Below are 23,902 nucleotides of genomic sequence, written 5' to 3'. Positions count from 1 at the left end.
ACGCGGTTTTTTCTTTTACTGATGGACATAACCGTCCCGGGGGATGAAGGCACTGTTTTCATCCCTGCGTTATAGTTGGTGCATCCTCCTTATGCTATATTAGTTTTTACGGTGAACTGTTATTTCATTATCCTTTATATCATATTGTATAGGATGTATACTGCTGATGATATCCAATACCTGGCTTACGGACAAGTGTTTGCTGCATCGCAGCGTATATTCGTACTGCTTCATCTCTGCCGGATTAAACCGTATATGTACGCCATATTGGTTTTCCAGTGTAAGTGCAACTTCCGCAAACCCTGCCTGTGACAGGCTGATCATGCCGCTGGCCCATTCGTTGATCTGGTCGTTGTCAGCTTTCGACTTCATATATTGTTGCGCAGAACGGCTGTAGGTCAGCTGATCATTGGCACTTAGTACATCGAGTCCGGTCTGGTGATGCAATACTTTCACCATGCCTGTTTTCACGGTCACCTGTGTTTCATCCAGCATGCTGTAGGCTTTTACATCAAAAGAAGTCCCCAGCACCTGTACATTCAGCTCCTGTGTATGTACTTCAAACGGGCGATGTGCATCCTGTTGTATCTCAAAAAAACCTTCTCCTTCCAGTTCCACGGTCCTGATATCACCAAAGACCTTTGGATATTTCAGTCTGGCGCCGGCATTGAGCCATACGCGGGAACTGTCTGACAGCACGATCTGTTGCTGCTGGCCGGGCCCTACCTCTGCTATCAGCAGGGTATGTGTTTCCCGGTAGCTGTGCCAGGCCCAGGCCCCCGTAGCCACCACCAGAACCAGCACAGCAGCTGCGGTCCACCATTTTTTATATAAAGGCACCACACTGCCTGTTGAAGGCACCTGCACTTCATCCAGCTGTTCATGAATATGTTGTAACATATCCGATTGCAGCTGCAGCCGATGGGCATCGTCACGGAACACCGCTCCAGTCTGCATATCCCGGGATTGATACCATTCATGCAGCCATTCCAGTTCTTGTGGAGTACAGGTTCCGGTTTCGAGCCGTGTGATGATCTGAGCTATTTTATCCTGATCGCGCACGTTTTTAACCGTTTTCTGTTATTATGACACCGCTCAAAAGCGATGGTACCAGATGCTGAAAAAAAAATTTTTTGAGAAGGATTATTTGAAACGCGCGAGGGCATCTTTCAGGCGTTTCAGCGCAGTACTGACCTGGTTTTTCACGGTTTGTTGGGAAACGCCCAGCTGGTCGGCCATTTCGCGGACACTTAGTTGTTCCTGCCGGCTCAGGATATAAATTTCGCGCATCTTCTCCGGCATGGCATTGATCGTTTGCTGAATGATCTGCTGGATTTCTGCCAGCACAAGGCGGTCATCTGCCCGGGAAAAAACGGCGGGAGGCACGGCTGCAAAGAGGTCCAGATGTTTCTGGTAATTATGATTACTGCGGAGATGATTAAGGATACGGTATTTGAGCGCTACATGCAGATACGGTCCCAGCGGGCCCTGGATCTGCAACTCCCGGCGCTTATTCCATAAAGAAACGAAAACTTCCTGCAGACAATCTTTGGCATCTGCATCCTGCTGTAATCTGGCATATGCGGCCATATAAAGCTGTTCCCAGTATCGGCGGTACAGTTCATCAAAAGCGGCCTTATCATTATATGCCTGCATACGCTCCAGCAACGCTGTATCCGGCAACTGCTTCAAACACAAAAGGTTTAAGCATAAAAATAAAAAAAAGCATTTCACAAATGCAAGTGCAGGCGCAAAATATTCCCCACCTCAGCATAATACCCTATTTTTATATTGCCAATAGAACGGAAACATGAACGATCACAATACCCATATATCCGCACTCCCTGCCGATCTGGCCCACCTGCTGGCCGGCATGCAACGCGATCAGATCGATATCGGCCTCTCCACCGCCAGCGTACACCGCTACTTCAGCGACCGCAGCACCTCCTATCTAAAAATACAACCCGCCGGAAAAGGATTGCTGCAGGAATATGAAGTGATGACCTGGCTGCAGGATAAACTGCCGGTGCCGCCCATCCTCTATTTCGGCTCCCATCAGCAAACAGAATACCTGCTGACCGCCGCCATAGAAGGAGAAATGCTGTGTTCCCTCTCCTACCTCGACAATCCGGAGCTGACCGTTAAGCTGCTGGCTGATGGCATCAAACTGCTGTCTGCCGTTCCTACCGGCAACTGCCCATTCCATCACCACCTGGATAAAAAGCTGCAGGCCGCTGCCTATAATATCCAACACCAGCTGGTAGACACCTCCGACTGGGAAAACAATAATCGCTTCGCTACACCACAGGCACTGCTCGATTATCTCATCGCACATCAGCCTGCTGCATATACGCCTGCATTTACCCACGGTGACTACTGCCTGCCCAATATTTTCGGGAAACAAGGCCGGGTAAGTGGTTTCATAGATATCGGCGGCGCCGGTATTGCAGATGTTTATCAGGATATAGCACTATGCATTCGTTCACTAAAACACAACTTTGGTGGCGATGATTATGCCGCGCTCTTTTTTGAGATGTTGAATATGCAACCGGATAAGGAGAGGATTGAGTATTATATATTGCTGGATGAGTTGTTTTAGGACTTAGATAAATGTATCAGAAATAGATGGGGCCGTCTCAAAACAAGAGACGGCTTCTTTTTTATAAATTCCGGTTGTTATAATGATTCTCCAGTTTCCATTTTTAGAAGTGAAGGGTTAACCTGATTTTATGCTGTTTTCTTTCTAAGATTGTGTGCCATAGCCATTAATCCCATTTCGATTGACACTTTATCCATCCCTTTTAGCATAAATCTTTTAAAGCCATGATTATGCTTAATATTTGCGAAGACAGATTCCACGTCATGGCAACGTTGTTTACGCTTCTGTATTCCTTTTCTTCCTTTTAATCGTTTGTCAGCCAGCGCCTTAAGACGATTTAGATTATGATTTACTTCTATGATGCGATTTGTTTGTTGATCATGACACATCTGCCGTAATGTACATCCTTCGCATGTTCTGGCTTGATAAGTAGTTATTGTTTGCCTGTAACCGTTTTTAGTTGTTTTTGGGAACGTACTTTTTCTACGCATTCGCTGGCCGGCAGGGCAGATATAGTGGTCCTTTTCAGCATTGTAGGGTAGGTTTTGGGCCTTGAACATTTCCCTGGTTTTAGTTGACCGGTGCTGGTTGCGATCGAAGGAAGCATGCTTAACATAAGCCGTAATTCTCCTGTTTTCCAGCCATTGATAGTTCTGTTCGCTGCCATACCCTGCATCCGCTGTAATATTGGCGGGCACTCGTTTATATAACCGTATATACTGCAGGAGATGACTGATTAAAGTTGATGTATCCGTGGACTGCTGATGAAGGCTGTAATTGACGATGTATTGATTATTAGTACTTATCTGGAGATTATAAGCTGGTTTAAGCTGACCATTCTTCATATGATCTTCCTTCATACGCATAAAGGTAGCGGCGGGATCTGTTTTGCTATAGCTATTGCGGTTAGAGCCTATTATTTGTTCCTGTTGCTCATACTTATCCAACGCTGAAGGCCAGTTACGGTGAGCATATCCCAGCTTTTGTCTGATCCGCTTGTCTATGGGTTTTTCTTTGAGGGCGTCATTGATGGCCGCTATTGTTTTACTGACTTTTTCACTGTCGATTTTGTCATATCCGGATGGGTCCGTATCATCACCCAATTCTGAAGCTGCCACTGATTGTGCATATTTCCACAAGTCATTAAGCTGCTGTTTTATTTTTTCTTTACTGTACTTAATGCCATTGCTCCATACAAAACTGTAGCGATTTGCCTGCGATTCTATCTTTGTCCCGTCAGTGTACAGTTCTTTTATGTTCAGTAAGCCTTCTTCGCATAACAACAATACCACCTGGGTGAATATAGGTTGTAATACCTTTTGCAAGCGTTCACCACGGAACCTGTTGATCGTATTATGATCGGGTTTACTCATACCACTAAGCCACATAAAGTGGATGTTCTGGCCTAGTGCCTCCTCTATTTTACGGCTACTGTAAATGTTATTTATATAAGCGTAAATAAGGACTTTCAATAACATCCTGGGATGGTAACTGCTGGTTCCTCCTGCTTTATAACGCTTCAGCAATAAAGTTATATCGATCTTTTCTATTACGTCATCCACCACACGAACTGGGTGATTCTCGGCTATCAGATCCCCAATCTCGGGAGGGAAAAGCATAGCCTGGTGCTGCTGATTGGCTTTAAAGACTACTGATAGTGTTTTTCCTTTGGGCATACTATAAAAACGGAAAAAGCTACCCCGCAGATTTCCCCCCCCAAAAAAAAAGAAGGGAGTGTCTTTTGAGACACCCCCTTCTATTTCTGATACATTTTAGATTACCTGGAAACTTAGTGCGATCTCTTTAGCAATCTGATTATAGTATTTAGACATATCATGCTGAAGTGAAAAGAGAGAAAGCAGGTAGACATAATTGCCTTCCACCAGATAATACCGGTTCGATATCATTACTTTACCATCCGGCATCTTAGCAATTAACATTACTTTCCTTGCCTTTACATTATTAATAATGGCCTCAGCTGTTTCTTGTTTACTTGCAGGATATTGTTCCTGAAAAAATTGAATTCCTCTCGCCACAATACTATCAAGGGATTCATGAGTCTTCTCTGTTCGGGAAATATTAACTCCAAGATGCAAATGTGCACTATCATCCGCAGCACTAAACAGGTTCGGTGCTTCCAGAGTTTCGACAATCAGCCATCCTTTAGGAATGTTGATTTTTACAGGCCTGTTTACATAGGCTTCCCACTGAATACTAATCGCAGTATCCTTAAGCTGGTATTTCCATTCACCTACTTTTAGATTATCGTTATACTTTCCAAAAGAAGATACCGAGCCATCCGGGTTAAAGTACTTCCAGGCCCCCTGTCTTTCCAGGTTTTTATCTATCCCTCCTTCGCTTTCAATATTCTCCGTTTCATAATAAGAATAATAATGAGACTCTCCATCCTCTAATAGTATTTTACTTTTTAACTTTCCATTGGGATAGTAATTTTTACGAATGACGTTCTCTTGATGACAAGCAACAAGCAGTATTGACAAAATACTTAAAGTTGATAGCCTACTCTTCAGGCTTTTTATAAATAAGCGATACACCGAATGAAGTTGAAAAATTAATAAATGTTCCTTTACTATAATTTAAGCCCATAGAGGCTATTTTTGCATTCGTCGTACCATCCTTATTGGTTGCAATTTCCCTAGCGCCTTTGGCTTCAAGCTTTGCTCCATAAAGACCGCGTCCAATACTACCTTCCATTGTAGATTTGCTTTCGTCAACTTTTCCATTTTTGATTGTAGCCTCCCAGGAGGAGGCGGCACCCACGGAAAGCCCCGCAGGGGTTTCCATTTCAGCACCAACACCAGCACTAAGATCATAAGCATTATCTTTTCCCATATACTTTACTTCTTGAGTAACAGGCTTCTCTTTCACCAGGGAAAATTCTTTGCTCCCTTTATATGAAATAAGATCAACACTAGTGAAATTTACATTCAATCCCGTCCCCTCTGACTGTCCTGCAAGATTTGCTCCCATCTTGACTTTAACTTCTGCTTTCACTTCTATTGAAGTATTCTCTATGACATCCTTCGTTTTTTGTCTAGCTGTCCATAATGCATAACCAATAACAGCACCGACTGCTTTGGCAGCCACATACCGGGCATAGCCCTTGGCGGCATTCGCTACCCCATCCCATGGATTTACCTTACCAGGCAATGGCCAAGCTCCTTCACCAGGGAACATACCATCAGGATCGATGAATCTAATCGGATTATCGAATGCATAGGCATAAGGACTCCAACGCCTTGCTTTATCTGCTAATGGATCTATTACCCACCAACGCCCGATCTGAGGATCCTGCATTCTGGCTCCATAATCATACAATTCCAACCCGCTCCCATCTCCAAACTCTTTATTCTGCAATTCCTTCCCATTATACTTCAACCTATTCTCCGGATAATTTACTCCCTTCAACGCATTACTACTAATTCCCACCATCGTCAGTCCAAACGGATAATAATGTGTCTCCTCCAACACCGGGCCGGATGCCTGCGTTACCACCACATTATCAAAGAACACATCCTGCTGTGATTCGTTGCTGGTATATACGTACAGAAAGCCATTCTTCGTTATTGGCATTTTGTCTGTACCAAAGGTTTGCAGTTGATCAGCTTCCCCGCTCACTTGTTTGACACCACTGTTCTGTTCTACTAATTTAAACTGATCATCGAACAATACAAAATTGAGATACGCTTTAGGTTTGCCTTGCGGCTGTTCCGGATTCTTCTTTTTCAGCTGCTGGTAATTATTGTTATAGAAGTTTGTGTTGAATGGCGTTCCGTTATTTCCTGCGTCAAAACCATGCTGACCGCTACGTTCCGTTTGTCCACTGAATGCCTGTACCAATCCGGCTACCATATCTTCTGCAGTGAGTGGCGAGTTTTGGGTAGCGGGGGCCTGCGATTTATAAAAGGCGCGGGCATTTACCTGAATAGTATCTCCGGCCATCACGCGCAACACCAGTGACGGCCCAATTTTATTTCCACCGGGAGTGGCATTTAACTTCGCAACAGCGGCATTCTTACTATCCATCTCATCATTAGGATAGCCTGCCGGTTTGGGTACCCGGGTTTCATTTACATTGCTGAACAATGCAGTCTCAACAGCGGCACGGCCATTCTCCATGGTAGCGGCATACATGGTGAAATCTGTCTGCTCAGTGAGCACCATGCGTATATTACCCAGGTGGTCTTTAACGAAATAGTCATATTTGTAATCAAGCGGTACTCCCGGTTTGATGATGGTACGGATACGTCCCTCTTCATGACTGATAATACGCAGCGTATCATTCATATATTGAAATCCATCGGTATAATCAGTAACGGTAACTTTCCCCGGTCCGGTTTGATCAACCACCTTCTTTCTTAATTTCTTCCCAACAGCATCATAGGTGTAGGTGATGTATCCCTTTCCTGTAACGACAATACTGTCGGGGAGATTCAGGTGGTTATAGTGGATGTCCAACTGTTTGTTTTGATCAAGGATCTGATTACCGTTAACATCATACTGATAATCCGGTGATTCATCATTTTGTTTCTCACGAAAATCACCCAGTTGAGTAAAGGGGTTATTTTGTTTATCCGTAACAAAAGATAATTTGTTACTATTAGAAAGATAGCCATATTTCAAACTGTCAATAAGCTTGATAACACTCCCTTCCATTCCTTTCTGGCTCATAGACAGGATGTTTCCGTTGGCATCATAGGTCAGATTGCTTACCGAGAAATCCATTTGGGATTTTGTCCAGGAAGCGCTTCCCTCCAGTTGATTAAAATCTGCTGCAGTCACACGATTTGCCTGATCATACTGATAACCATATGCCCGTGCAATTCCATCTGATCGACTTTTCCATTTTGCTCCGGCGATATTGCCATTGTATTGCTTGCCGGTAAATCCATAATCATAGCTTAGCTCCTGACCAAACCAGTTACTGTTAACCTGGCCGGCAACAAACTTTCTGTTGATACCTTTCAGCCAACCACGGATATTATACTCATATTCGAGTGTTTCCAATTGACTGGAAGCACCGGTTACACCCAGCCTCTTCGTTTTCAGCTGCCCCAGTTCATCATACGTATTTGCGGCAATCGTACGTTGTAGCGCAGGATCATCATTAAGACGCTTAGTAATTTCATCCAGTCGCCCTGCATGATCGTAGTGCATCATGGTCAGTACTTTGGTTTCAGGAGTTGTACTACTCTGTTTATTCCGATGATGAAGATGGGTACTTAGCACCTTTCCGTTGAAATCGTACATGGTGGTAGCAACATCCTGTCCTCCGCTCACATTATCACTGATAGTCTGTACCAGCCGGTTGTCATCATCGTAATAATTGGTAGTAGTAAGCCAGGTATCTGTGCCTAAAACACGTATGCGCGTTCCCGTTACCATTCCCTCAACAAGAGAAGTGGTTCTAATGGGTTGAGCGTAAAGATTACTCCCTGCCTGTGGTTTGCTGAAATCCTCTGTCACTGCTGCTTTCAGACCATCATAGGAATAATGATCATAATAGGTGAAAGTCAGTGGGGTTAAAGATGCTGATGGTATGCTAGGTAAAGGATTGGTAACTGGCAGATAAATACTTCCATTTGTCAAGGATGGATTAATACGGAAATCAAGCCCATCTCCATTACCAGAGTCAAAGCCCGGTTCTATACTGATGCTCTCTCTGGCTTCATAGAGCTTCCGGTCATTTACCTTAACCGTAAGGTGAGCTATACCCGGGAAATCATATTGTATATTACCCGTACCCGTGGAGGTATTCATCTTCTGCTGCAGCACGGGCCTCGTATAGGTATTTGTATCAGCTGTGTACAAAGCTGTTTCCACTACACGATTCAGACCATCGTAAAAAGACATAAGCCATTGACTTTTGCTCTTCATATTTCCGTCACGTGTGAGCACCAGCCGATCCCGGATATCGTATACCATTTCTATAGGAGCAGCGCCTGGTACCTTTTTCACAATCATCCGGTTGCGCTCATCATACTGGTACTGAAAACAAAGCTCAGCTGCCACAGGTGCGAGGTTCCAGTTTCCATTAACTGCCTGTGCTGCCAGCGGGGGTATCACAAATCTCAGATTACCGGAGTCATCATAAACATAATAAGTGCTGAGCCAATCATTACCCAACTGAACTTTCTTCAGTATCAGACGCCTGTCTTTATCGGTAAAAGTAATAGTTGTCTGCCCTTGTTCATCGTAAGCAATATTCTTATAAAGCTGTCCGGCTTCGTAAGTACCAGGACTAACCGGTATAGCCTGATCATCCGCCATCTTCCAGACACGGATGGCATCTTCCGCGGTATTGGCATCATAGTCCTGCGTAGTCGGGTGATTAGCTCCTCTTTTGGCCCAGCTATTACCAGGACTATAGGTCTTTAATACACGGTTCAGGGGTGATGCTTCAAAATCAATCTCACTGTAATAAATGGTTTCACCTGCTGCTCCCGGATTCAGTGTCTCATTCTGATAAAAGGCCTGTTGTTCGCTGAATGGGTCCAATTTGAATTTACCATCACTGGTATTGCCCTTTTGCGGTACAAAAGGCAGATATTTAATCCTTTCACGCCCGATGTTATCATATACAAACATCGATACAATATCTTTTCCGCTGGCGCTCATCTGCTTGTTGACCGTTTGCAGCGGACGGCCGACAGCATCAAAATATTGGGTGGTTAATTTTACTTCTCCTGCGGTACGTCCTGCATTTGTTACGTCTGCAGGATTTATCAGAGGCATGGAAGGTTCCCAGCTACAGATATAGTTCCGGAGTGTGCTGTCATAAGCACGTTCCGGCGACTGCGGGGTAACAACCGGCTGTTTGTCAGTTGCTACAGGCATATTCTGACCGAAAGCGACCTCACAAACACTAAGTATAGGGATAACCAGTTTTATTATCAGCTTAACTGACTTTCTGAATTTCATATTGTATAGTATGCTACAAATGTTAGTCGAATAAGGGTTTGCTATTATACCGGGCTACTTCGCCAGACAATCGGTGGACTGCCCATAGTAATTATAGCAAAGCATTTTCAGTATTCTGTTGTCTGCATCGCGTACAATCTGCAATCTGCCCAATTTATCATAGGAGTATTTTCTGAGAATATTAACAGGAGAGTTCTCTGACGTTATACCTACCAGTGGAAGGTAACTGTAGGTACTCAGTGCGGCCCCTTTAGGATATATGGTAATATCATCAATAGGCTCGCCTGTACTCAGCGTCGGGTTATCGCTTGTTAGTGTCTGAATAACTTTTTGCCAGCTGCCACCACTATACTTCCAGTATGAGAGCAGGTATTCCTTGTTATCAGGTCTTATAAAATTAACAGACAAAGTGCCCCTGAAAGACTTATTCCCCTGATGAGATACATCTGTGGCCACTCCCGGCAATGCACTATTCTCAAATCCTTCATAGTATATTTCACTGGCTTCTGCATTATCCGCCTTCATTACCGGGTAAGCATCGCCATAGCCCCATACGAAAGAAGAGGTAAAGTTGCTGCCGGCACTCATGGCCCTGATATTACCCAAAGGATCATAGGACTTATAGATAACAGCAGGATACATTGGCTTACCCAGATTGGAAGTAAAAACAGTATCCGGCTTTATAATAAAACCGTTATTATACCAGTCCTTATAGCTTACAGTTGTTTTGCTCCTTTGTATTCCGTTGACTACATTTTCTTCTTCTATCACAGGCAAGATGATATTCCGGTCGATCATTTTCTGATAGATGCCCTTAGGGTCCTGACCAGTCCACACTTTATTGATGGGGTACTTCAGATCGGTAAAAGCCGTCTCGTTTCTGCTATTGGCCCATTCCTCCCTTGAAATCATCTGATTGGAAGCATTATAGGAATATTTTGTGGTAGTGGTTACTCCATCTTTCATCAGTGTTTTGCTTGCCAGTGTTACCCATGGAGAAAGAACGTTGTAATAGCTATATCCGAATTCATATACCCTGCCGGCTATTCTGTCGGCGTCGGTATATGTCATTATACAACACGTTTTCAGAGAGTCTCCCAAACGCACTACCCTGAGATATCTGGATGTGACCAGGTTATCATCATTCGGGTTGTCATTAAGATTGTATTGATTCACCTCCTGCTCTACCAGCTTTTCCTGGCCTGTTGGTGTGATGGCAAAAATATCTTTCTGCAAAAGCAAGCCTCTTGCATAACCACGATCTATTAGCGGAAATTGAAGTCCCCATCCACCTATCACAAAATTAGTGTAACTGTCATGTATATTAGGATTGTTGTACCCATTCTCTGCTTTACTGAAATAATAATCTGTTTTTCCGGTATTGTTCCCGTTGTCCCATACTTTTTCCGTCACTTTTTCATACCCCACATATCCGCCGCTGCCAGTTACGCCCAATACTGTAACAGGCGTAGAACTAAACGTACCTACTCTTACCTGGGAAAAGCTACATGCCTGCTTTCCATCTGCATCAAACAGAGGCCCACAGGACAATGCCCTTCTGCTGATGGAATAGTTATTGGGGGTACTGATCAAGACTCCGGATGACACTTCCTGCGTTTTATTATCCACCAGGGCTGGTTTCGTATAGCTGTACTGCTTCCTGGCAACTACTTTATTATCATGACTGAAGGTGGTCATTTCCTTTATTCTGATACCACCAGCGGTATTGTATTGTGCCTGAGATTCGGTGGTTGGCGGATAGTACTTCATGTATTCATAAGTAGCCGAAATCTGCGGCATCCTTGGAAATACGGGACACCCCCCACCAAATCTTCTGAGACAGACAATCTCGAGTACAAATTTTATTTTTCCATCGGGAAAACTTGGAAAATACCCTTCCGAATTATAGCTGAGATTTTCCGTGCCATCGCTGTTATACGTTGGGTTGCTGATCAATTTATGATCATGGGCATTCCATTCATAGAAAACACTTTCTGTTCCATCGTCCTTTATTGAATAGATGATAAACCTGGGAAGCCAGGCATCTTCTGGTTCCACGCCCCTCATGTAGTTGCTTACACTTATGGTGAGTCTGCATTTTCCTTCCACCCGATCCCTGGAGTTAATAGTATGCTCAACGTGGCGAGTATCCGAGGCTATAAATGACACTCCGCTGGAAAAAGCTCCAGGCCCGGTATAACCCGGTATCTCTTTCGGCGGCTCGGCTGTGCGGTCATAACGGTTTACCTCATAATCAAAAGTAGTATATCCACCAGTCGGGTATTTTATCCTGGTCAGGCTTCCGGCAGTTGCCCCGTAAGAAGCAACTCTATCTGCCTTCGCCAGCGAAAATGGATTTTTATATTTACTCATCGCCGGATGATTCTCTATCAGATTGGTATTGCTCGTGGCTCCATTATAGTATCCCCATTTATCCTGTGCGTCAGAGAACCGGTCAGGCATTGAAAATTTGTCATACTCAAACGAATAATAATCCTGGGTAACATCCGGCGACGGGTGTTGCACAATACTCAACAGGTAAGGCCTGTTGTAGTTGTTATCATACTTAAACTCATATTTTTTTATGATATCCTGTTGATTGTTGCGCACAACAATACTATCCAGCAATACACCTGAAATATCCTTTCTCCTTGTATCCGCGTGGAAATCGATTCTACCGTCTTTCCAGGTAATTGTTCTGAGTTTTGTTTTACCACTGACAGCATTTGTTGCAGCTCCCCGGGAGGCAGTACCATAATAGCCGAATCCGGCATTTTCCAGCATTGTTATTGTGAGAAAATTATCCGGAACATTTTCCGGCAGGACCAGCGCTTGCGTACCTTTTACATCGTAATACTCACTTTTGTCTTCATAGGTAAAGACAATGCTGTCCTGTTTGTTGGGGGATATAATTTTATTCAGATACCAGCCATTCACAGCAGATCTACGCACCATTTTATCATCATCCTGATAGGCAGTTCGCTCCCAGGCCCCATTCAGCCCCAGGAAATAGGTAACACCGTTGTCATCTACAATTTCCCAATAACGCTCATTGATATCCCCCCCATAAAAACCAGGGTAGTGGATCACTTTCAGATTGCTGACCGGCATGGATTTCATAGACCCGTCTTTATCCACAAAGAACTTACCTGACTTCCCGGCGAAGTTAAAGAAGTACCAATCCGGCTCCGTGTCATAGGGTGTTGTACCTGTTTGACTGGCATTGCTCAGAATCTGATAGTCTTTCGGCTGTCTGGCATCAAATACTTTCGGCAGATTATCCAGTTCAGTTCTTGTTCTCATATATCCATTCATCTCATCATCGGGGATACCTTGTACGGTACGGGTAATCATTCCGCCGGCTTCCAGCGCCCAGCCCGTTCCTACCCAGGAGGCCACATCCTCGACTTTAATACCGGAAGCATGATACGACAACTGTACCGGCAGTGACAGATCGCGTTGTGAAATAGTGTAGAACGGAACATTCACATTGGTGGTACCGGTATGTAAGCTCACCGGCCAGTCTCCATAACGTCCCAGTGCTGAAGCTTCCGGAGAGGAAGGAATCACATTCACAGGTTCCTTCAACGAAGGTCGTTGTCCCTGGGCCCAAACAGATAAGTTTCCAAACAATATACAGCAATGCAGCAGTACTCCAAATATTCTTTTCATAGCAAGAGAAGGCCGGTCTGCATATAGGTTTGCAGCGGCTGACATAGCATGGTTCTTTAAAATATAACTTCTAGATTTTCACAAAAAATAGCATGTACTATCTTTTGGGAGCGCAAAGTACCCCCTTTTTTTAACCCAACCAAAACGCAGTGGATGATTAAGTTATACTGTCATGATGTAGTTTAGTATAGTCGGTAACGTTATCCCTTAATGAGTCTTCATCCAACTAATGGCTACATGAACATAGGGTTTATTATGGAACAATAGGGATTTAATGTTATGTTATCCATAACATTAAATCCCTATTGTTATAGCAGACTTGTCTCTCCTGACTTTACTTACTATACGCTGCCACTTCTTCCGCTGTCAGCCCGAACATAGGCGGTGTTTTCACACCGATCATATTGAGGTAAATATATAACTGCGCCCGGTGATGGATTTCATGTTCCACCATGGCCCGCATCCATTTCCAGACGGGCATGGTAGCGTTGCCGGGAGTGGTACATTTACGTTGCAGGTCTTCATCGCTGAGTGCGCGGAAGATAGCCATCGACTCTTCATGCAGGCGGTCAAAATATTCCATGACAGGGCCGTAGCCGTCTGCCAGGTCTTTACCGCAGCCGTTGTAGATGCTAAGCCGGCCGGCTATTGTTTCGGCAAACATATATCTTTCGATGGTGGCGATATGCCGTATTTCATCACCGATGGTGAATTTGCCGGGCATATAGGCCCAGTCCAGCGAATCGGGTGGCACTACGGCCAGCAATCTTTTGGTACGCTCCCTGATTTTGTCGTAATAGGGCAGAAATGTACTGATGGTGGTTATTTCCATTGGTTAACGTTTATTAATTCTCATCATTGTCACCAGCGCGGTGGCCACGTGGGTTTCGCGGTCTCCGGTGCGGGTGTATACATCTGTTTGAACGACGGTCAGGGTGGCACCGGCCTTTACTACTTTACCCTGACCTACCAGCAGGTCACCTTGGGCCTGATTGAGAAAATTGATTTTGAATTCAACGGTTACAAAGTAAGGATCTTCTACCGGTACGGTGGCGGCACTGTAACCAGCCACCACATCGGTCACACCGGCGATGGCACTGCCGTGAAAAATACCGGAAGGCCGCAGGAGGATATCACTGGGCGGCATGCTGATTTCAAAAAATCCTTTGCCAATACCGGTGATGGTGGCGCCATACAGGGCCATCATCTTCTGCCGGCCAAAGCTGTCTCTTACCCTTTGTTCTATTTCCGGTTTCAGTGGTTCTATCGTATGCATAGGAATTAAATTACAGGCCGTTGGAATCAGTAGACAACACTTCACTCATATAATCAAAGAAAGGGCGCATGGCTGCGAAAGTTTTACCTGCCTCTTTCCTGAATTGTTCACTCAGCACTTCTTCATCGGAAAAGCGTCTGATCAGCAAAAACTGCTTATAGCGCAGGAGATCTGCCCCCTCATGTTGTGCATCATAACCGCGGGGCACTTTCTTCAGCTGTTCTCCCTCTAAAGAGCCGAAGGTATTTACAAACGATTTACTGTTGATGATCTTCCGCAATGGGGCCGGGTCAAAGGCAATGTCTTCGCGGATTTTTTTGAGATCATCGGTTACAGGTCCCCAGAAGCCGCCTCCGATAAAGGTGTTGCCGGGTTCTATCTGAAAGTAGTATCCTCCCCGGCGGTATTGGGTAGCTCTTTTAAAGCCGCCGCTCCAGTGTGTTTTATAAGGTGTTTTATCTGAAGAAAACCGGGTATCGCGGTATATTCTGAAGAGGCTTTGTTTTCCGGAAGGCGTTTCAATCACATCATGGGAAGAAAGGTCTGCCAGCAAAGCATCAGCGAATTCCTCCACTTGTTTCAACTCATGAACATAGGTGTCTTTATGAGCATTGAACCATTCTCTGTTATTATTCTTTTTTAAGGCATTCAGGAAGTCAAAACCCGACTGATGGATAAGAGCCCCTCCCCTGGTGTTTTTTGCCATTGCGTTAATTTTTCAAGGATGAAATTGGTGCAGGCAAATATACCAATTGTAGGGTTACAGTTTTACCAATAGTGAAGTCTCCATAAATTCTTGCACTATTCACAAAAAAAACCCAAATTTGACCTGCCAGGCCAATCATTCTTCAAATACGTGCTGGATTTGCTTTATTGGCTGACTTTATGAATATGTGGGATTATAAAGCACTCAGTGACGCCGAATTACTTCTTTTACTGAAGGAAGGACAGGAACCTGCCTTTAACGAGGTTTATGCCCGCTATTTCGGGTTGCTTTTCCGTTATGCCTACAATATTCTGAATGATGAAGAAGAATGCAGTGATGTGATCCAGGAAATATTTGTATGGATATGGGAGAACAGGGAACAACTGGACATCACCACGCTGAAAGGCTATCTGATGGCTGCCGTACGGTACCGGCTGGCCAGGACCATACAAACCTCACAACGGCGTGCCACCATCCTCTCTACCAATATCACCCATCACACCTTCACACTCATTGATGATGATATCGATGTGAAAGCATTACGGAAGGTGATCAACGAATTTACTGCCACCCTGCCCGAACGGGCCCGGGAGATCTTCCAGCTCAGCAGGATGCAGCATTTCAGCAATAAGGAAATCGCCGCCCGTTTGGGCATCTCCGAAAAAACGGTGGAGAACCAGATCACCATCGCCCTCAAAAAATTAAAATCAGACCTGGGCAAAAAAATGCTCACCCTCCTTTTTTTCTAAATTTTTTTTCTCTTCGTTTGGGGGGTACCCCTTTTTGATGTCCCTTAATATACAACAGGGAGATAACAGGCCTTTTTATGGACAAAGAACGCTTAGCCGACATCATAGATCGTATCACCAGCAATACGGCCACAGACGAAGATCTGGCGGTATATAACGCCTGGTGCGACGCCATGCAGGAACAGGAACCGGAGATCAATGACCTCGCCGGCCAGGAATCCCGGACATGGAAAAAAATCCGGCAGCAGACAGGCCTTGCCCCCAAGCCAAAGGTAGTAGGCTGGCGCATCGCTGCAGCCGCCCTGCTCACCGGTGTCATCGCCGGCAGCGTGCTCTTTTTCAGGCATTCCGGCGACAGACAAGTCACACCTGCTGCACCCTCCGCTGTTGCCGCGCTATCACACGATGTTCCCTCCGGAAAAAATACCGCTACCCTCATCTTAGCCAATGGCAAAAAAATACTACTGGCCGACGTACAACAAGGGAAACTGGCAGCACAGACCGGAGCGGAAATCACCAAAACAGCGGATGGCACACTGGAATACCGGCCTGTATCCGCCGGAACAACTGCCGCTCCGCAATACAATACCCTGAGCACTGCAAGGGGAGAACAATACCAGATCACCCTCCCCGATGGCACACGGGTATGGCTAAACGCTTCTACCACACTGACCTTCCCCACCTCCTTTGCCGGCATGAACACCCGCCAGGTAGAAGTGAACGGGGAAGCCTACTTTGAAGTACCTAGTGATCCGGCACATCCCTTTGTGGTACGTACCAACCGGCAGAATATCAAAGTACTGGGTACCCATTTTAATGTCAACAACTACCCGGATGAACCTTTTGCCAAAACCACCCTGCTGGAAGGCGCCATTAAAATAAACGATCAGAAAGTACTGCAACCGGGGCAGCAAGCGATCAGCAGCGCCAACGGAACACTTAACATAACAAAGGTTTCCACGGAAGGCATTGTAGCCTGGAAGAACGGCTACTTCGAATTTAATGATGAAAACATTTATGAGGTGATGCGTAAAATAGCCCGCTGGTATGACGTAGAAGTGATCTATGAAGGTAACATTCCCACCAATGGGATGGAAGGGACTATTTCACGCTTCGAAAATGTATCTAAAGTATTACACACCATACAACAGGCGGGTCTGTTAAAATTCAGGATAGAACAGCAGAAGATATATGTAAGCCAATATTGATATTACAACAGTGACCATTTATTAATCAGTGAACAACTATTATCAGTGAACAATTAAATCCGCGCATTATGAATTAAACAGTCATCATTTTCCCTTACCAAAGAAAAACGTGAAAGTGAGGAAGCACTTCCACGTTACTTGTAAGGCTTCAATCAAAGTCGAGTATCTAATTAAAACCAAAGCCAGTAAAGGTATGAAATTACACCTTCTTTACAAAGGAGGCAGGGCGAACTATTGCCGGTCTTCAAAAATCATGGTTCTCATGCGAATCACCACCACGCTAATGCTTACCGCTTTTATCAGTTTGTGTGCTGCCGCCAGTGCTCAAAAGGTCACACTCTCTGAAAAAAATGCTTCGCTCGTAACTGTCCTCCGCCAACTTAGAAATCAGACAGGATACAATTTCTTTTATGTAAAAGACCATATCAACGCGGCCAACCCCGTGAATGTATCACTGGTGAATGCTCCGCTGAATGATGCTTTAAAAGATATCTTTGAAGGTCAGCCGCTCACTTACCAGATCGAAGGCAAGGAAATCACGATCAGGAGAAAGAGTACATCGGTTGTGACTGCCACCCTGGCCACCGTACACGGAAAAATAACTGATGAAGAAGGTGTTCCCCTGCCTTTCGTCAGCGTAGCGATCAAAGGCACCCAAAAAGGTGCTATCTCCAATGTAGACGGTGCGTTTACCCTGGACCTCAACAAAGGCGACATCATCACCGTTCGCTCCGTTGGTTTTGATTCACAGGAAATCATCTACAACGGCCAGGCTACTATCGAAATCCGGATGAAGAAGTCTACCAACAGCCTGACAGACGTAGTCGTAATCGGTTACGGCACTGTAAAACAAAAGAACCTGACAGGTGCGGTGACCACCGTTAAAGGCAAAGACCTTAACATCAGCGCTGCATCCAGCTTCCAGTCTGCCTTACAGGGTAAAGCCTCCGGCGTACAGGTGGTTCAGCCTACCGGCCAGCCGGGAGCAGGTGTTAAAGTACAGATCAGAAGTAACCCTTCCTTTGCCAATGCAGGTGTACTGTACGTAGTAGACGGTGTGCCTATCAGCGACGCTCCCGTACAGCCCGGAACCGGCACCAAATACGGCGATGGTGGCGCAGATCAGTCTCCACTCAACTTTATCAATCCAAATGATATCGCCTCTATCGAATTCCTGAAGGATGCCAGCGCCGCCTCCATTTACGGTGCCAGAGCTGGTGCCGGCGTGGTGCTCATCACCACCAAAAAAGGAAATTCCGGTAAAGCCAAAGTGGAATATACCGGCAGCTACGGCGCTCAGAACGTGGATAAAATGTATCCGGTGTACGGCGCCGCAGATTACATGCAGCAGCGTAACCTGCTGAAAGAAGAGATGTGGTACCGCGACAATAAAATAGCGCCCTACTATGGTAATACCGACGCTTCTACTATTACACCTTACAAACCGATCTATTCCCAGTCTCAGATAGACTCAGCCTACAACAACAAGGAAAAAGCGACAGACGCCATTACCCGTGCAGGCTACACGCAGCAGCACAACCTCTCCGTTTCCGGTGGCAACGGCAAAACTACCTACTATGCTTCCGGCAACTATTTCAATCAGAAAGGGGTGATCATCGGCAGCGACTTCAAACGCTACAACGGCCGGCTGAGCCTCGACCAGGTTGTATCTGACAAAATTAAGATAGGCGCCAGCGTTATTGTTTCCAATTCTACCTCCAACAATGCCATTACCAAAGGTGTGCTGGAAAACGGCGGTATCATTACTTCCGCTATCTACTGGGCACCAGTACAGCCATTACAGCTGTCCGATGGCAGTTACCCTGTAAGTCCTTATTATCCTAATATCCCTAATCCTTTGTCTTACGCCACTGTCACAGACCAGACCGTTACCAACCGGATACTGAGCAGTGCCTATGGCGAATGGACCATCATTCCAGGACTGAAAGCCAACGCGCGTTTCAGCTTTGATAACTCCAACTCCAAAAGATCTACCTACCTGCCCCGCACTTTCTACTATGGTGCCCAGGTAAACGGATCTGCCAGCATTGCCCAATCAGAAGCCAAGTCCAGCCTGCTGGAATATACCCTTGCCTATAACAAAACATTATCTGACAAACACAGCATCAGTGCAGTAGCTGGCTACAGCTATCAGAAATCAGGCTGGGAACGTTTTAATGCTGCCAACCAGGGTTTCCTCTCCGATGTGTCCGGCTATTATGACCTCAACGCCGGTCAGGCTATCAAACCCTCTGTAGGTTCCAATAAATCAGAAACCATATGGGCTTCCTACTTTGCCAGGGCCATCTACACGTTTAAAGGCAACGTCACTTTACAGGCGTCTATCCGTCGTGATGGCTCCTCTGTTTTCGCTGACAACAAAAAATGGGGCTACTTCCCCGGCGTATCTGCAGGCTGGGTGCTCTCCGATGAACCGTTTATGCGTTCACTCAATGCCCTCTCCTTCCTGAAACTGAGGGCTGGCTACGGAGAAACCGGCAACAGTAACTTCGGTGCAGCCGCCAACAAATTGTACAACACTTCCCAAAGTCCCTACTTTGGTTCCGGCAACCTTAACTCCGGTCTGGTACTGGCACGCGATGAAAACCGTAATCTGACCTGGGAAACCGCCGGGGAGCTGAACACCGGTATTGACTTCGGTTTGTTTAACAACCGGATTACCGGCTCAGTAGACTACTACAATAAGACTATTGGTCATCTCATCTATTACGTGAAATACCCTACCGGTTTTGTAATCGATGGTGTATACCGCAATGCCGGCAAAACAAGATCTACTGGTTATGAGATCAGCCTGCAGACCAGAAACATCGTATCTGACAAAGGTTTCACCTGGTCCACCTCCCTCAATTTCTCCCATTACCTCAACTATTGGGTAGAACGTTCTCCGGAGGCCAGAAGTATACTCAAACCATATGAAATAGCTACTGGTAAAGGCGCCCTGTTCAGCCCTATCTTTGGTTATATCTCCAACGGTATCTATAAAGGCGATAAAGGCTCCGCACCGGCACATATGCCTGGCATGCTGCCCGGAGGCCTTATCCTGGAAGACAGACATGGTTATGATGGCTCCGGCAACCTCGTTGGCCCCGACGGCACCATCACAGAGGCCGACAGGACCTACCTGGGCAACCAGGACCCTCGTTTTAACTTCGGTATCGGTAACCAGTTCTCCTATAAAAATTTTGACCTGAGCATTTTCCTCTCCGGAATGGTACAGAAAAAATGGTCTCCGTATCTGTCCGGCAGGATTACAGAAAATACCATGAATGCCTTTGGCTTTAATGCTATGCCGGTATCTTCCGATCGCTGGAACTTCAAAAACACAAACGGAAACTTCCCTACATCCCTGACAGACGGCTCCTACTCCCAGTTCCAGAATGAAGCCAGCTACTGGTTAGCCAACGCATCATTCCTGCGCTGCCGCAACATCACCCTGGGTTATGCGCTGCCAGGCAAAGTGCTGGAAAAACAAAAAGTGTTTTCTGCTGTCCGTTTCTCATTCGATGTACAGAATCCATTTACCATCACCAAATACCCGGGACTTGATCCTGAGCTGGATCCGGAGAACTTCTATCCGCTCGTAAAAAGTTATGTATTTGGCATCAATGTATCCTTCTAATCAATTAACCGGAGAATCATGAAAAACATATATCATCGACTCGTTTTGCTGGGAGGCCTCGCTGCTTTCAGCGCATGTGAAAAAGATTTGAAAAATACAAGTTATGGTGACCTCTCTTCGGTGGTGAGCACTACCGAAGGCGCCGTGGCTGCTGTTAACGCAGCTTATACAGGACTCGCCGGTGGCGCCGACTGGCAGGGTGGCTGGGATGCCGGCACTTACGGCTGGCGCACTCAGGCCATGATGACTACTGACGAAGGTGTATGCTCCTGGGGCGGCAACTGGATACCACTGCGCGACCTGAACTATACACCCGACTTCGGCTGGGTAACGCATAACTATGAACGCTACACGCCCTACATCTCCCGGATCACCATCAGCCTGGATGAAATGGATAAGATGCAGATCGATACAGACCTGAAGAAAAGATATATCGGAGAGCTGAAAGCGCTGAGAGCTCATTATGCAGAGATGCTGTATTTCAACTACGGTCCTTTCACCATCATCACAGATCCTAAAATAGCGGCAAACCCTAATGCGCCCTATGTGCCAAGACCTACCAAAGATGTAGTGGTAGCACAGATTGAAAAGGATTACAAAGATGCGGCAGCAGTCCTCCCCGACAAATTCACAGGCAAGGATTACGGCCGTTTCTCCAAGGCTGCAGCCCTCACCGGTTTGATGAAGCTGTACATGCACGAGAAAAAATGGAGCGATGCACTCAATACCGGACAGGATATCACCAAAATGGGATATAGCCTGCTGTCCAATTATGAAGACAATTTCAGCACTGCCAGCAAAGGAGGTAGCTCCGCTGAAATGATCCTCGCAGTAGTGTGTTCTTCTTCCGGTGGCGACCAGTATTCCAACATGTGGCTGGCCCATGCCCTTCCTTCCGACTATGTGGATTCAACCGGCATCCCGCTTACCGCATGGGGTGGTTATAAAATGCCCTGGTCTTCCTACGATAAATTTGATAAAAAAGATAAACGTCTCAAAGTGCTGCTGGAGTCTTATCCCTCCGGTAAAACACCGGATGGTAAGGTGATCTACAAAAACGCCAGGACATCCGGCGCGCTGGGAGCTATTCCCATGAAATTTGCGCCAGATCCTTCCAGGGCCAATTCACAGAACAGCAGCGTCGATTTTCCGATCTATCGTTATGCTGATGTATTGCTGATGCTGGCAGAATGTATCAATGAAGTTAATGGTGCTCCTACCCAGCAGGCATATGATGCTATCAATGCTGTGAGGGCCAGAGCGGGCCTCAGCGAGTTGCCGGCCGGTTTGGCTAAAGATCAGTTCCTGGCACGTATTCAGGACGAACGTTTGTTTGAGCTTTGGGGAGAAGGATGGAGAAAAGATGATCTGATCCGCTGGAACCTGTTTATACAAAGGGCCATCAACGACGGCTCTACGACTGCACAGGCTTACAAGGTATTATTACCTTTGCCCAGAACAGTGATTACCCAGAGCAACGGGGTTATCAAACAAAATGAGGGATATAACTAGTGATATGAAGCGACTTTTTTATTTATTACTTTTAACATCATCAGGTTTGTGGGCGCAGGAAATTCCAGCGCCCACAGCCCTGATGACGAAAGGGACACGTAGCTGGATCAAACTGAGCTGGAAAGACAATGCAGACAATGAAACCGGATATCATGTTTACTGGTCTGCCACCAAACAGAAACCCGGTACACCTTCTGTCACTCTGCCGGCTAATGCCAGCCATTTTTATATTCAGCAGGTAAAGGAAAAAACGCTGTACCATGTATGGGTGGAAGCCTTTAATAACCGTGAAAAAAGTAAGGCGTTGCAGGGGTCTGTCATCACCACCACCCAATGGAGCCTGGACACCGCTGCTGCGCGTCATCCGGACATCCCCTGCTCTTCAGCCGTACCTGAAGGTATGACGATCTTCTGGCAGGATGAATTTAATGATGAACTACTTGACAGAAACAAGTGGCATACTACCTACTATTCCAATATCGACTTCTTACGAAAAGATAACCTGCAGGAAATGCGGGCTGGCCTGCTTCCTGAAGCAGCCTATCAGCTGACCGGCCACTCCATCAACATTTTTACCAATGATTCACTGCCGGCAAAAGTCTTCTACCCTTCCAATGGCAGAAAGATCTCTTCTATCCAGACCTATGACTGGCGTACCAATGAAAACCTGCTCGACAACAGCCGTGGCGGCTACTTTGAAGTGAGGGTAAAACGCAGTGCCAGTGGTCAGCCAAAGGGATTAAACACGGCTTACTGGTTCGACTCTCCGGGCCCTGACCTGAAGTATTACCTGCAGGAAGGCACTACCCTGGAAGGCACCAGCGGCGTACGTCCCAAAGGACAGGTATTTGAGATCGATGTATTCGAAAACCTGGATGCCCAGTTTGTACTGCATGGCCATGTTGACAAAAAAGGCCAGTTCGTACATAACCTCGCCACACATATCGCAGAAGGCTTTGAGCATAAAGATAATTGGGTCGTTCACGGCATTCTCTGGACACCCAACAGCATCAAACATTACATCAATGGCAAGCTGATCAAAGCCTATACTGACAAACACCAGATCTATTCACCCAACCACTTTATGAACGTGTTCCTCGGCAGCTACGGCGCAGGCGGTAGCGTTAACATGGAAGTGGATTATATCCGCGGGTACCAGTGGCCACTGGAAGGCAACAATGAACTGCCCAACCCCGGATTTGAAGCCAATACCAGCCTGCTCCCCTGGGAAGGCACCGGTACCCTGGCCACTGATAAAAAAAGAAATGGTTTGCATGGACTGTCTCTTCAACCCGGCCAGGAAATGGAACAATATGTTTACTTAAACAACAACACCGACTACCAGCTCTCCTATTGGCAAAACGGTAACAGTCCGTTATATGCAGCTGTGGAGAATGTAAAACTGGTCACTGGTGAACTGCAACAGGCCGCTGCGCAAACACATGCCGGCAAAGCCCATTTCAGCCAGCAGCAACTCCGTTTCAAAACGGGTAAAGAATATGGCAACAATATGAAAACGGTCCGCATCTACTTCAAAAATACAGGCAAAGAAGCCATTGTACTGGATGATGTGACTATCAGTAAAGCGGGTAAATGAT

Annotated in this window: 15 protein-coding genes; 6 read left to right on the top strand and 9 right to left on the bottom strand. The window is 46.0% G+C overall.

Going from position 1 to position 23,902, the window contains the following annotated elements; translation table 11 throughout:
- Positions 1 to 99 precede the first annotated feature (99 nt).
- Positions 100 to 1,062: a FecR family protein gene (locus KD145_RS31795; RefSeq protein ID WP_212003810.1), complete on the bottom strand. Its 963-nt coding sequence runs from the start codon at positions 1,060 to 1,062 to the stop codon at positions 100 to 102.
- An 81-nt stretch (positions 1,063 to 1,143) separates the two neighbouring features.
- Positions 1,144 to 1,692, bottom strand: a complete 549-nt coding sequence (locus tag KD145_RS31790) for an RNA polymerase sigma factor (protein WP_212003809.1) — start codon at positions 1,690 to 1,692, stop codon at positions 1,144 to 1,146.
- 118 nt (positions 1,693 to 1,810) lie between these two features.
- Here KD145_RS31790 and KD145_RS31785 point away from each other — a divergent pair, with 118 nt between their 5' ends.
- Positions 1,811 to 2,599, top strand: coding sequence for an APH(3') family aminoglycoside O-phosphotransferase (locus tag KD145_RS31785; protein WP_212003808.1), 789 nt, complete (start codon positions 1,811 to 1,813; stop codon positions 2,597 to 2,599).
- A 128-nt stretch (positions 2,600 to 2,727) separates the two neighbouring features.
- Here KD145_RS31785 and KD145_RS31780 read toward each other — a convergent pair whose 3' ends face one another.
- The 7 genes from KD145_RS31780 to KD145_RS31750 all read right to left on the bottom strand — a co-directional run bounded on the left by KD145_RS31780 (position 2,728) and on the right by KD145_RS31750 (position 15,195).
- On the bottom strand, positions 2,728 to 4,275 hold the full coding sequence (locus tag KD145_RS31780) for an IS1182 family transposase (protein WP_212003807.1): 1,548 nt from the start codon (positions 4,273 to 4,275) through the stop codon (positions 2,728 to 2,730).
- A gap of 96 nt (positions 4,276 to 4,371) precedes the next feature.
- Positions 4,372 to 5,100, bottom strand: a complete 729-nt coding sequence (locus tag KD145_RS31775; RefSeq protein WP_212003806.1) for a toxin-antitoxin system YwqK family antitoxin — start codon at positions 5,098 to 5,100, stop codon at positions 4,372 to 4,374.
- A 19-nt stretch (positions 5,101 to 5,119) separates the two neighbouring features.
- The gene (locus tag KD145_RS31770; protein ID WP_212003805.1) at positions 5,120 to 9,541 is read right to left on the bottom strand and encodes a DUF6443 domain-containing protein; all 4,422 of its coding nucleotides are present in this window, start codon (positions 9,539 to 9,541) and stop codon (positions 5,120 to 5,122) included.
- Positions 9,542 to 9,595: 54 nt separating this feature from the next.
- Positions 9,596 to 13,258: a hypothetical protein gene (locus KD145_RS31765; protein WP_212003804.1), complete on the bottom strand. Its 3,663-nt coding sequence runs from the start codon at positions 13,256 to 13,258 to the stop codon at positions 9,596 to 9,598.
- A 289-nt stretch (positions 13,259 to 13,547) separates the two neighbouring features.
- A complete protein-coding gene (locus KD145_RS31760) occupies positions 13,548 to 14,045 on the bottom strand; it encodes a DinB family protein (protein ID WP_212003803.1) in 498 nt (165 codons plus the stop codon).
- Between the two features lie 3 nt (positions 14,046 to 14,048).
- Complete coding sequence (locus KD145_RS31755; protein WP_212003802.1) at positions 14,049 to 14,489, bottom strand: PaaI family thioesterase; 441 nt, start codon at positions 14,487 to 14,489, stop codon at positions 14,049 to 14,051.
- Positions 14,490 to 14,499: 10 nt separating this feature from the next.
- Positions 14,500 to 15,195: a DUF2461 domain-containing protein gene (locus tag KD145_RS31750; protein WP_212003801.1), complete on the bottom strand. Its 696-nt coding sequence runs from the start codon at positions 15,193 to 15,195 to the stop codon at positions 14,500 to 14,502.
- A gap of 179 nt (positions 15,196 to 15,374) precedes the next feature.
- Here KD145_RS31750 and KD145_RS31745 point away from each other — a divergent pair, with 179 nt between their 5' ends.
- The 5 genes from KD145_RS31745 (at position 15,375) to KD145_RS31725 (ending at position 23,901) form a co-directional block, all read left to right on the top strand.
- Positions 15,375 to 15,944, top strand: coding sequence for an RNA polymerase sigma-70 factor (locus tag KD145_RS31745; protein ID WP_212003800.1), 570 nt, complete (start codon positions 15,375 to 15,377; stop codon positions 15,942 to 15,944).
- Between the two features lie 77 nt (positions 15,945 to 16,021).
- On the top strand, positions 16,022 to 17,152 hold the full coding sequence (locus KD145_RS31740; RefSeq protein WP_212003799.1) for a FecR family protein: 1,131 nt from the start codon (positions 16,022 to 16,024) through the stop codon (positions 17,150 to 17,152).
- Between the two features lie 262 nt (positions 17,153 to 17,414).
- Entirely contained in the window at positions 17,415 to 20,792 is a 3,378-nt protein-coding gene (locus KD145_RS31735; protein ID WP_212003798.1) for a TonB-dependent receptor, read from the top strand.
- Positions 20,793 to 20,810: 18 nt separating this feature from the next.
- Positions 20,811 to 22,304: a RagB/SusD family nutrient uptake outer membrane protein gene (locus KD145_RS31730; protein ID WP_212003797.1), complete on the top strand. Its 1,494-nt coding sequence runs from the start codon at positions 20,811 to 20,813 to the stop codon at positions 22,302 to 22,304.
- Positions 22,305 to 22,308: 4 nt separating this feature from the next.
- Positions 22,309 to 23,901 carry a fibronectin type III domain-containing protein gene (locus KD145_RS31725; RefSeq protein ID WP_212003796.1) on the top strand — a complete coding sequence of 531 codons (1,593 nt, stop codon included), beginning with the start codon at positions 22,309 to 22,311 and terminating at the stop codon, positions 23,899 to 23,901.
- The last annotated feature ends 1 nt before the right edge of the window (position 23,902 follow it).

Source organism: Chitinophaga sp. HK235, from assembly GCF_018255755.1.
GTDB lineage: Bacteria > Bacteroidota > Bacteroidia > Chitinophagales > Chitinophagaceae > Chitinophaga.
Note: the sequence above shows the minus strand (reverse complement) of the source record. Positions and strands in the feature narration are given on the sequence as shown.